10 protein-coding genes are annotated in these 11,654 nt (G+C 34.7%); 4 read left to right on the top strand and 6 right to left on the bottom strand.

All coding sequences use genetic code 11. The features are described from left to right. Positions 1-190: 190 nt before the first annotated feature. Positions 191-1,018 (bottom strand): glutamate racemase, encoded by an 828-nt coding sequence (gene murI / locus H3U97_RS10410; protein WP_198198897.1) that lies wholly within the window; start codon positions 1,016-1,018, stop codon positions 191-193. Between the two features lie 210 nt (positions 1,019-1,228). On the opposite strand from murI, the gene metK reads away from it, so the two are divergent. The 4 genes from metK to H3U97_RS10390 all read left to right on the top strand — a co-directional run bounded on the left by metK (position 1,229) and on the right by H3U97_RS10390 (position 4,335). After that, positions 1,229-2,380, top strand: a complete 1,152-nt coding sequence (gene metK / locus H3U97_RS10405) for a methionine adenosyltransferase (protein WP_198198895.1) — start codon at positions 1,229-1,231, stop codon at positions 2,378-2,380. Next, positions 2,364-2,867 (top strand): SprT family zinc-dependent metalloprotease, encoded by a 504-nt coding sequence (locus H3U97_RS10400; RefSeq protein ID WP_198198893.1) that lies wholly within the window; start codon positions 2,364-2,366, stop codon positions 2,865-2,867. The genes metK and H3U97_RS10400 overlap by 17 nt, the downstream gene beginning before the upstream one ends. A 257-nt stretch (positions 2,868-3,124) precedes the next feature. Beyond that, on the top strand, positions 3,125-3,499 hold the full coding sequence (locus tag H3U97_RS10395; protein WP_110453790.1) for a hypothetical protein: 375 nt from the start codon (positions 3,125-3,127) through the stop codon (positions 3,497-3,499). Further along, positions 3,493-4,335 (top strand): 23S rRNA (adenine(2030)-N(6))-methyltransferase RlmJ, encoded by an 843-nt coding sequence (locus H3U97_RS10390; RefSeq protein ID WP_198198891.1) that lies wholly within the window; start codon positions 3,493-3,495, stop codon positions 4,333-4,335. Before H3U97_RS10395 ends, H3U97_RS10390 begins: the two co-directional genes overlap by 7 nt. Before the next feature lie 83 nt (positions 4,336-4,418). On the opposite strand, the gene H3U97_RS10385 is transcribed toward H3U97_RS10390, so the two are convergent. The 5 genes from H3U97_RS10385 to acpP form a co-directional block, all read right to left on the bottom strand. Then, complete coding sequence (locus tag H3U97_RS10385) at positions 4,419-4,787, bottom strand: diacylglycerol kinase (RefSeq protein WP_086320906.1); 369 nt, start codon at positions 4,785-4,787, stop codon at positions 4,419-4,421. A gap of 20 nt (positions 4,788-4,807) precedes the next feature. After that, a complete protein-coding gene (accA, locus tag H3U97_RS10380; protein WP_086365137.1) occupies positions 4,808-5,767 on the bottom strand; it encodes an acetyl-CoA carboxylase carboxyl transferase subunit alpha in 960 nt (319 codons plus the stop codon). 239 nt (positions 5,768-6,006) lie between these two features. After that, entirely contained in the window at positions 6,007-9,486 is a 3,480-nt protein-coding gene (dnaE, locus tag H3U97_RS10375) for a DNA polymerase III subunit alpha (RefSeq protein ID WP_198198890.1), read from the bottom strand. Positions 9,487-9,902: 416 nt separating this feature from the next. Further along, entirely contained in the window at positions 9,903-11,147 is a 1,245-nt protein-coding gene (fabF, locus tag H3U97_RS10370) for a beta-ketoacyl-ACP synthase II (protein WP_198198888.1), read from the bottom strand. Between the two features lie 154 nt (positions 11,148-11,301). Beyond that, complete coding sequence (gene acpP / locus H3U97_RS10365; RefSeq protein ID WP_025316503.1) at positions 11,302-11,535, bottom strand: acyl carrier protein; 234 nt, start codon at positions 11,533-11,535, stop codon at positions 11,302-11,304. Between the last annotated feature and the right edge of the window lie 119 nt (positions 11,536-11,654).

Here is an 11,654-nt window from a genome sequence, read left to right as displayed (position 1 = left end):
TCTCAAGGGCTGCGTATACTACGCTACACCTTTTTATTCGTCAAGATCTTTTTTTAAAATTTTTGACCTTACTCACTAACACGACTTTTGTCTGCTTGTCGCTGACACCGTGTCAGTGGATGCGCATTATAGGCACTTCATTTTTTTTGGCAAGTGAAAAGTTGCAATTATTTATTTGTTCGAATAAGCTTTAATCAGCATAAATGCTAATACAATGATATTTATTAAGATTATATTCAGTGAATTTTTTAGTTAATTTTTCAACTTGCTGATTATGCAATGTACTTATCACAATATTATCTAAAGTAGATAGTTTATTTAAGCTATTTAGATCATACTGATCATTAAGTAATGTATTAACTCTTGATGCAATTGCATATCCTGAATCGATAAAAGTTGTATTAGGAAAAAGTATTCTTAACTCATCTTTAATAAACGGATAATGAGTACAGCCAAGTACAATAGTATCAGGGATAGTAGATAAATTTAGCCATGGCTGCAATAACTTCTCCAGTTGCTGCATATCAACAGCCATACCTTGTAATTTATTTTCTGCTATATGGGCTAATTCAGATAAACCAAGCAATTTAACATCACAATCTGGAGCAAACTCCTGAATTAAATTACTGGTATATGCTCTTTGTATTGTTGCTTTGGTTGCTAATAACCCTATACATTTATTTTTAGTAACTTTGCTGGCAGGCTTAATTGCAGGTACAACTCCTACAATTGGAAAAGAAAAGTTTGTTCGTAAACTTGGTAAACAGATAGTGCTAGCGGTATTACATGCAATCACAGCTAAATCAATAGAGTATGATTGTAAAATGGTCGCAATAATACGATTCACTCTAGCAATTAAATATTCAGATGATTTATCGCCATAGGGAAATCCTTCATTATCAAAGGCATAAATATAATGTAGATTCGGCATTTTACTATAGATTTCATTATAAATAGATAATCCACCGATACCCGAATCAAAAACTAATACTGTGGGAGATTGTTTTACAATATTCATATATAGTTAATGAAGGTTAAAAATATAAACGAGCCATATCCTAAATTGATTAAAATTTTATGCAAGTAATTTTGTTTGCAGTAGTGCTGGCTTTTTTCAGAATAAATCATTAAAATAGACGTCTAGATGGTAAAACTGCTAAACACAAGCATCTTTCAAAATTATTTTATATTTAGAGAATTGCACTAAATAAGTTAAAGAAGGTAAAACATGTCAGAATTTCTATTTACTTCAGAATCTGTATCAGAAGGTCACCCAGATAAAATCGCCGATCAAATATCTGATGCTGTATTAGATGCTATTTTAGAACAAGATCCTAAAGCACGAGTTGCTTGTGAAACTTACGTAAAAACCGGTATGGCATTAGTTGGTGGAGAAATTACAACTTCTGCATGGGTTGATATTGAAGAATTAACCAGAAAAACCATTAATGATATTGGTTATACTAGTTCAGAAATGGGCTTTGATGCCAACTCTTGTGCAGTTCTCAATGCAATTGGTAAGCAATCGCCAGATATTAATCAAGGCGTTGATCGTCAAAATCCACTGGAGCAAGGTGCTGGAGACCAAGGTATTATGTTTGGCTATGCTACCAATGAAATGCCTAATTTAATGCCAGCGGCAATTAGTTATGCTCATGATCTTATGAGTCGTCAAGCTGAAGTAAGAAAAAATGGTACTCTCCCATGGTTAAGACCTGATGCCAAAAGCCAAGTCACATTGATTTACCAAGATGGAAAAATCAAAGGAGTCGATACTGTAGTTTTATCGACCCAACATTCAGAGGGCATTGAACAAAAAGCGTTGCATGAAGCGGTTATGGAAGAGATCATTAAACCAACGTTACCAAATGAGTGGTTAACTTCAAGAACAAAATATTTTATCAACCCTACTGGACGCTTTGTTATTGGTGGTCCTATGGGAGATTGTGGTTTAACTGGTCGAAAAATTATTGTTGATACCTATGGCGGTGCAGCACGTCATGGTGGTGGTGCATTTTCTGGCAAAGATCCTTCAAAAGTAGACCGCTCAGCAGCTTATGCAGCAAGATATGTTGCCAAAAATATTGTAGCCGCAGGACTTGCTGATAAATGTGAATTACAAATTTCTTACGCTATCGGTGTTGCTCATCCAACTTCTATTTATGTTAATACTTTTGGTACTGAAAAAATTGCTCATGACAAAATTATATCATTAATAAAAGAATTTTTTGATTTACGTCCTTATGGACTAATTCAAATGCTTGATCTTATCCAGCCAATTTATCAAAAAACCGCCAGCTATGGCCATTTTGGTCGAGATATCTTCCCTTGGGAAAAAACCGATAAGGCAGCTATTCTTCGCGATGCAGCAGGATTATAAACGCATACCAATTTATCTACATAATCAAGTATTGGCTTGTTTAAGAACCCACTTAATTCAAGCCAATCAAATATTAAAAACCAATTATAAAGAGCCTAAAATCAGTTACAAACCTAAAGGTACTATTGCTGGCTGCGCATTTTTAACTCGTTGCGAAATACAACTTAATAGCACAATGCTCTATGAGAATGGAGTAGATTTTATTAATGAAGTTGTGCCTCATGAATTAGCTCATCTCATTACTTTTCAATATTTTGGTAAAGTAAAACCACATGGCAAAGAATGGCAATATGTCATGTCTGAAATAATGAAAAAAGAACCAAAAGTGACCCATAATTTCAAAATTAAACGCAATGGATATATATATTTTTGTGACTGCCAAGAGCATCATTTATCACCAATACGGCATAACAAAATTATAAATAATAAAACTAGTTATCAATGTCGTAAATGCGGTACTATACTCAAACTTAAAAATTGTATTTAATTTTGAAATAAATCATGCCTAATTTTGATACCCACTTTTACAAAAGTTCTATATTTATTGTAATTTTAAGCTTTCTCTTATATATCTTAGGTAATTTTTTTCTGCCGTTATATGGCAAACTAACAGTAAGCTTAATCGAACATTTCCAATCATTATTTTTATTATTTATGTGTGGTTATAGCTATTTTTATGCGAAAAGAGTTAAAAATCATTCAAACCTGTATAAATTTTGGATTTGGACAATATTTTGGTGGTTTATGCTATTTGGTCGAGGGATTAGTTGGGGACGAGATTTTTTCCCTGACGTACCACGTTTTTATTACAAAATCATCGCTAGCATTATCATGGCAATACCCATATTAAGTATATTTTTACCAACCATTCGCCGAGAAATAGCTCGTCGATATAAATATGACACAATTCCGGTCTGGCATCTGTTTTTTGCCTTTCTGTTTTTAGGTATTGCTGACACGGCTGAACACCGTCGTTTAGGTTACCAATGGTTAGTTTTGGATCCCGAGCGCAAAGATCTTATTGAAGAGTTGATGGAGATTCCTTGTCTTTTGAGTCTTGCATTGACGACATTCTATATGCAAAAAAATGAACAAAAGAGGTTAAATAAGTCATGTTAAGCTATCGTCATAGCTATCACGCAGGCAATCATGCCGATGTATTAAAACATATTGTATTAACATTATGTATTAACTCATTAAAAGAAAAAGAAAAACCATTTTTGTACTTAGATACTCATTCTGGAGCTGGTCGTTATTTACTACAAAGTGAACATGCTGAAAAAACAGGGGAATATTTATCTGGTATCAATTTAATTTGGCAACAATCGGAAACACCTGAATTGCTTAATACTTATTTATCGGTTTTAAAACGTTATAACCCTTTCGATAACTTGAAATATTATTTAGGCTCCCCTTTAATTGCTAAACAATTACTAAGAGAACAAGACAAAATCAATCTTACAGAACTTCATCCTACAGATTATCCATTATTGCGACAAGAATTCAGTAAAGATAAGCGGGCGAGAGTATTAAGAGAAGATGGATTTTCACAATTAAAATCAAAACTACCTCCTGAATCTCGTCGAGGAATTATTTTGATTGATCCTTCATATGAAATAAAAGATGACTATCAAAAAATCCCTAAAGCATTATTGGAAGCATATAAACGTTTCGCAACTGGCATTTATTTAATTTGGTATCCAGTTGTTTCTCGAACTCAAACACAAAAGATGATAGATGAAATTGTTAACTTAGGTATTAAGAAAATTTCTCAATTTGAATTTGCAATCAAACCAGATAATAACCAGAAAGGTATGACGGCTTCAGGTATGATAGTTATTAATCCGCCATGGAAATTACAGCAACAAATGCAAACCATTATGCCGTGGTTGAAAAGCACCCTTGATACAGAAAAAATGGGGAATTATCTTATTAAAGAATTAGTTCCAGAATAATTTCTAATAGTTATAAACTAAAAATGCGAGAACCTCTCGCATTTTTAATAAATAATATTTAAACAACAATTAAATAATAAAAATCAAGGAAAGAAATGACAAGCAAACAAATAAATCCATAAAATTATAGTTAGTAACAGGGAAAGAAAAACTGCTGCAGAACCATAATCTTTTGCCCGCCCTGACAATTCATGCCTTTCACTACCAATACGATCAACCACGCATTCAATAGCACTATTAAGTAATTCAACAATCATCACAACGCCAATTGAACCCAATAATAAAATGCGTTCATAAATAGAAAAATCGATTAACATTACTGTTATATAAGCTAGAATTAATATAATTAATTCTTGACGAAATGCGACTTCATATTTTATTGCAGACTTAAATCCCTTCAAAGAATATTTTGTCGCATTAATAATGCGTTGCAATCCGGTCGGTTTATTCATATTTATATTCGATCCCTAAATTATCGTACATAACCGTAGTTCATAAGACGTTGGAATCTTCTTTCAAGCAGTTCTGATAATGCTAAACCTTCTAATTCATCCAGATCAGCTAATAATTGTGCTTTAAGTGAAGTAGCAATAGCAGTATAGTCACGATGAGCGCCACCAAGAGGTTCTGGTACGATAGAATCGATCAGATTCAATTTTATCAATTTGTCAGCAGTCATATTCATTGCTTCTGCTGCTACTGGCGCTTTATCAGCACTTTTCCATAAAATTGATGCACATCCTTCCGGAGAAATAACGGAGTAAGTACTATACTGTAGCATATTAACTTTATCTGCGACACCAATTGCAAGTGCGCCACCCGATCCTCCTTCACCAATGACAGTACAAATTGTTGGTACATTTAATCGTGACATCTCACGTAGGTTACGAGCAATTGCTTCAGCTTGCCCTCTTTCCTCTGCACCAATTCCAGGATAGGCTCCTGGAGTATCAATAAATGTAATAATTGGTAACTTAAATCGCTCAGCCATTTGCATTAATCTCAATGCTTTACGGTAACCTTCTGGAGCAGGCATACCAAAGTTACGATAGATTTTCTGTTTGGTTTCACGACCTTTTTGGTGGCCAATAACCATAACTGGGCGATCATCTATACGCGCTATGCCACCAACAATTGCCTTATCATCAGCATAGGCTCTATCACCAGCCAACTCATCAAAATCAGTAAAAATTTCATTGATATAGTCTAATGTGTAAGGGCGATTAGGGTGCCTAGCTAATTGAGCCACATCCCAAGGCGATAGATTAGAAAATATTTTTTTAGTCAATTCACGACTTTTCTGATTCAATTGCTTAATTTCTTTATCTAAATTAATATCTAATTCAACTTGTTGCGAATCAATATTCTTTAAGGAATTAATTTTTGCTTCTAATTCCGCTATCGGCTTTTCAAATTCCAAAAAATTGTTCATAACGCTTGTGATTGCCTCTTGTATTATTTGTATTTTATTAAAAATACGTTACTAAATTTAGTATACTGACCATTTATTAAAATAAAATTAAACCAATTCTACTATGTAATTGTCATTGAAGTCATCAATATTTATTATTAATAGACTTAAGCAGGTTAAATAGCACCTTTAATATTTATTTAAATCTTTATTTCTAAATAGCCCAGATTTTTATTACTTATTCGATTAATATAACTTAATTAATCAAATTCAAAATTTACACGCTCATTACCTAGTAAGGTTTTTAGTTCTATTATTAGTGCATCTTCAGGTACTATACGCCAAGTGGTACCAAATTGTAGGCGTACGATAGAGTCTTCTCTTTGATAATATAAATTAATTGGTACACTACCGTGTCGATAAGGTTCTATAATTTGCTGTAGTCGTTGTAGGATTGCCCGATTAACCTCAATATCAGTTAATGTAATAGCTAACCCTTTAACATATTTAGCCCGAGCATCTTTTAAGTCAACAATATCACGAACAGATAATTTAAACCCACCATTGAAATCATCATGACTTACTTGCCCTGAAACAATTAGAATTTTATCTTTTACCAGTAAATGACCAAATTTATCTAATGCTTCAGAAAAAAGCATGCCATCAATTCGTCCTGACCTATCATCTAAAGTAAATAATCCAATTTTATTACCTTTTTTGGTAATTCGAACTCTAGCATCAACAACAATACCGGCAAAAGTAGCCATTTTGCCCCATCCAGTAGGTGCTGCCTCGCTAATACGAAGGCCCCCTGAATATCGATTGAGTTCTTTTAAATATTGGGTAACCGGATGGCCGGTTAAATAAAGTCCTAATGCTTCACGTTCACCATCAAGTAAAACTTGTGCTGGTAATTCAGGTACAGCAGCATATGCATGTTCAACTTGTTCTGGCTCTTCAGCAAGGACTCCGAACATATCTTCTTGACCAATATTCTGTGCTTTAGCATATTGATCTGCTGCTTGCATGGCATCATTAATACTATGTAAAATAGCTGCTCTATGTGGGCCCAATTTATCAAAAGCCCCTGCCATAGTTAATTTCTCTAAGACACGTCGGTTAATTTTTTTCATATCAGTTCGAGCACAAAGCTCAAAGATATTTTTAAAATATCCGCCGCTATTACGCGCCTCTACAATTGCTTCAATCGGCCCTTCACCTACCCCTTTTATGGCACCAATGCCATAAACAATTTCACCTTTATCATTCACATGAAAATGGTAAAGACCACTGTTAATATCTGGAGGATTAACTTGCAACCCCATTCTTAGACATTCGTCAACTAAACCAACAATTTTATCTGTATTGTCCATATCAGCTGTCATTACAGCAGCCATAAATTCAGCCGGATAATGAGTTTTTAACCATAATGTTTGATATGAAACCAGTGCATAAGCTGCGGAGTGAGATTTATTAAAACCATAGCCAGCAAATTTTTCAACCAGATCAAAAATATGCATTGAAAGCTCACCATCAACGCCTTGCTTTTCCGCACCTTCTTTAAAAACAGAACGCTGCTTAGCCATCTCTTCTGGTTTTTTCTTACCCATCGCTCGTCGTAACAAGTCTGCACCACCTAGCGTATAACCAGATAGTGTTTGGGCAATTTGCATAACTTGTTCTTGATATAAAATTATGCCATAGGTTGGTTCTAATATTGGTTTAAGAGATTCGTGTTGATGATTGATATCTGGATATGATACTTCTTCTCGTCCATGCTTACGGTCAATAAAATTATCTACCATCCCTGACTGTAACGGCCCCGGTCGAAATAAAGCAACTAACGCGATCATATCTTCAAAGCAGTCTGGTTTTAACCGCCTGATCAAATCTTTCATACCACGCGATTCCAATTGGAAGACCGCGGTAGTTTCAGCTTTTAATAATAATTGGAAAGATTCTTCATCATCTAATGGAATACGAGTAATATCAACTGCGGCCTTACCATCCCTTAACTGGCGCTCATTAATCATTTTAATCGCCCAGTCAATAATGGTTAAGGTACGTAATCCTAAGAAGTCAAATTTAACTAGTCCAGCATATTCAACATCATTTTTATCAAATTGCGTTACTGGATGGTGGCCTTCTGGATCACAATAAATAGGAGAAAAATCAGTAATCTTAGTTGGCGATATTACAACACCTCCAGCATGTTTACCTGCATTTCGAGTAACACCTTCCAATTGTCTTGCGATATCAATAAGAGACTTAACTTCTTCGTTATTATCATAAAGCTCTTGTAGTTGTGGTTCAGCTTCAAACGCCTTAGCTAAGGTCATACCAGGATCAAGAGGAATTAATTTTGAGATACGATCGACAAATCCATAAGGATGGCCAAGTACTCGCCCTACATCACGGATAACCGCTTTTGCAGCCATAGTACCAAAGGTAATAATTTGCGATACAGCATCTCGACCATACATATCAGCAACGTGATCAATAACCATATCACGCTTTTCCATACAAAAGTCGACATCAAAATCCGGCATTGAAACCCGTTCTGGATTCAAAAAACGTTCAAAAAGTAGATCAAATGCTAATGGGTCTAAATCAGTGATCTTTAAAGCATAAGCAACTAAAGAACCCGCTCCTGATCCGCGTCCTGGTCCAACAGGAATATCATTATCTTTTGACCATTGAATAAACTCCATGACGATCAAAAAGTAACCAGGGAAACCCATCTGATTTATTACGTTTAATTCTGTTTCTAATCGTTCATCATATTCTGGACGTTTTTGTTTTCGTTCTTCGGGATCAGGAAAAAGAAATTCTAATCTCTCTTCTAAACCTTCTCGAGATTTATGTACCAAAAAATCTTCCGTCGACATATCACCAGTAGGAAATTGTGGTAGGAAATATTCACCAAGCCTTATAGTAACATTGCATCGCTTAGCTATTTCTACACTATTTTCTAATGCCTCTGGAATATCTGAAAATAAATCGCACATCTCTTGTTCAGTACGCAAATATTGTTCAGCTGAATAATTTTTCGGTCTATTAGGATCTTCAAGTGTATTACCATCATGAATAGCGACGCGAATTTCATGTGCTTCAAAATCCGAAGATTTCAAAAATCGTACATCATTAGTCGCCACAACAGGTAAGGCATGTTGTTCAGCTAGCTTAATAGCACTATGAATAAATAATTCTTCATTAAGGCGATTTGTGCGAACCAATTCAAAATAAAAGTGTTGATTAAAATTTTCTTGATAAAAGTTAATTGCATCATCAATAATCGCCTGATTATCACGAATAATACCAATACCAATATCACTTTCACGACCAGCTAATATGATTAAACCATTGCTATGCATTGTTAACCATTCTTGATCAACAACTGGTAAATCTCCAATATAGCCACGCTGGTAAGCTTTAGAAATTAATAAAGTAAGATTTTGGTAGCCTTCATTATTTGCAGCTAATAATGTTAACCGATAAACCTCATCACTTAATTGTGAATTTTTAACAGCTAAATCGGCACCAATAATCGGTTTGATGCCCTTACCCATTGCTGAACCATAAAACTTCACCAGTCCACACAGATTGGTAAAATCAGTAATAGCAAAAGCAGGCATTTGCAACTTGCTGACTTCATTAACTAAAGCACCTACTTTAGCAATGCCATCAATCATTGAAAAATCGCTATGTAAGTGAAGATGAATAAACTTAGGTTCAGTCATATTTACCAAAAATAATTACTCCGAAAATTAGCCTCGATTATAGCATAAACCATATGAATATTCTTATTGTCTTTATTTATCGGAAAATCCCATAACGGACAAATAAAACTCGTTATTTATATTAAAAATTTTTAATAGTTAATCGCTTTATCCATCACGATATTTTGCTATTTTTAGTGATATACCTAAATATTAATATTAAATTAGTTAGTATTAACAGTTGGTTAGCTTCTTTGACACAGATATGAACTTTTTATACTGATACTAACTAAATAAAGATTTTTAGATAATACAAATTAATATCAAAATTTATCCATAGGTATAACTACGATTATCGCTGAGGAAAACTTATCGTTTATGGGAGAAAACAATAAAAGGTGTGATTCCCATCACCAAATTGTGATGGGAAAAAAAGATTAGATCTTTTTAAATAAAACTGAACCGTTAGTACCACCAAAACCAAATGAATTACAAAGCGCATATTCTAAGTTTTTCACTTGACGAGCTGTATGTGGAACATAATCAAGATCACAACCTTCATCAGGGTTATCAAGATTAATTGTTGGTGGAACAGCTTGATCACGTAACGCAAGCACCGTAAAGATAGATTCAACAGCACCAGCAGCACCTAATAAATGCCCAATCATTGATTTGGTTGAACTTACCATTACTTTATTAGCGTTTTCTTGGAAAATACTTTTAACCGCTTCCGTTTCAGCTTTATCGCCAGCTGGAGTTGACGTACCATGTGCATTAATATATCCAACTTGTTCCGCTGTTATACCTGCATCACGAATAGCACATTTCATAGCTAATGCTGCGCCACTACCATTTTCTGGAGGTGAAGTCATATGATAAGCATCGCCACTCATACCAAAACCAACGATCTCAGCATAAATTTTAGCGCCACGTTTTTTAGCATGTTCATATTCTTCTAAGAACATGATACCGGCACCATCACCAAGCACAAAACCATCACGATCTTTATCCCACGGGCGACTTGCAGCTTTAGGATTATCATTGTTAGTTGATAATGCACGAGCAGCACCAAAACCACCAATACCCAATGGAGTACTAGCTTTTTCACCGCCACCAGCTAACATTGCATCGGCATCACCATAAGCAATCATACGTGCAGCATGACCAATATTATGCACGCCCGATGAACAAGCGGTAGCAATAGTAATACTTGGCCCCTTTAATCCGTAGATAATTGATAAATGACCAGCAATCATATTGACTATTGTTGATGGCACAAAAAATGGGCTAATTTTACGCGGTCCACCATTGACTAATGCACTATGATTTTCTTCAATTAATCCTAGTCCACCAATACCTGAACCGATAGCACAACCGATGCGTTCTGCGTTTTCTTCAGTAACTTCAATGCCAGCATCTTGCATTGCTTGCATACCTGCAGCAATACCATATTGGATAAAATAATCCATTTTACGAGCATCTTTACGTGAAATATTATAATCTTCGCCATTAAAGTCTTTAACCATTGCGGCGAAGCGCGTTGCAAAAGGGGCTGTATCAAAGTGTTCTATAAGTTCTACGCCACTTTGACCTGCTAATAAAGCTTGCCAAGTAGACTCAACTGTATTACCTAATGGAGATATCATGCCCATTCCAGTAACAACAACTCTGCGTTTAGACACATTGTCCTCCAGAAAAGGATTGAAATGAAATTTGAATCATTGAAAATTTTATTATGAGTTTTCAGAATTTTACATCAAATTAACTCTATAAAATAGAGACATAAATAAAAACTAGGCGATCATTTGACCGCCTATTGTGAAAACTCTGCTAACCTTATTGATTTGCAGTAATATAATCAATTGCTGATTGTACAGTTGTAATTTTTTCAGCTTCTTCATCAGGAATTTCTGTATCAAATTCTTCTTCTAAAGCCATAACTAATTCAACTGTGTCAAGAGAGTCAGCGCCAAGATCTTCAACGAAAGAAGATTCATTCTTAACTTCGTCCTCTTTCACACCAAGTTGCTCAACAATAATTTTCTTAACTCGCTCTTCAATAGTGCTCATACTCTTTTTTTTCCTATAAATATCGCCGAAAGTGGCGGTGAATGTAAGTTTATAAAATGTTGAAAAAGATGCCAATCATTTTTCAACCCAATTGCTTATTTTTTGTTCAAAATATCAAA

Origin of the sequence: Gilliamella sp. W8128 (assembly GCF_016100545.1) — a bacterium.
Taxonomy (GTDB): domain Bacteria; phylum Pseudomonadota; class Gammaproteobacteria; order Enterobacterales; family Orbaceae; genus Gilliamella; species Gilliamella apis.
Note: the sequence above shows the minus strand (reverse complement) of the source record. Positions and strands in the feature narration are given on the sequence as shown.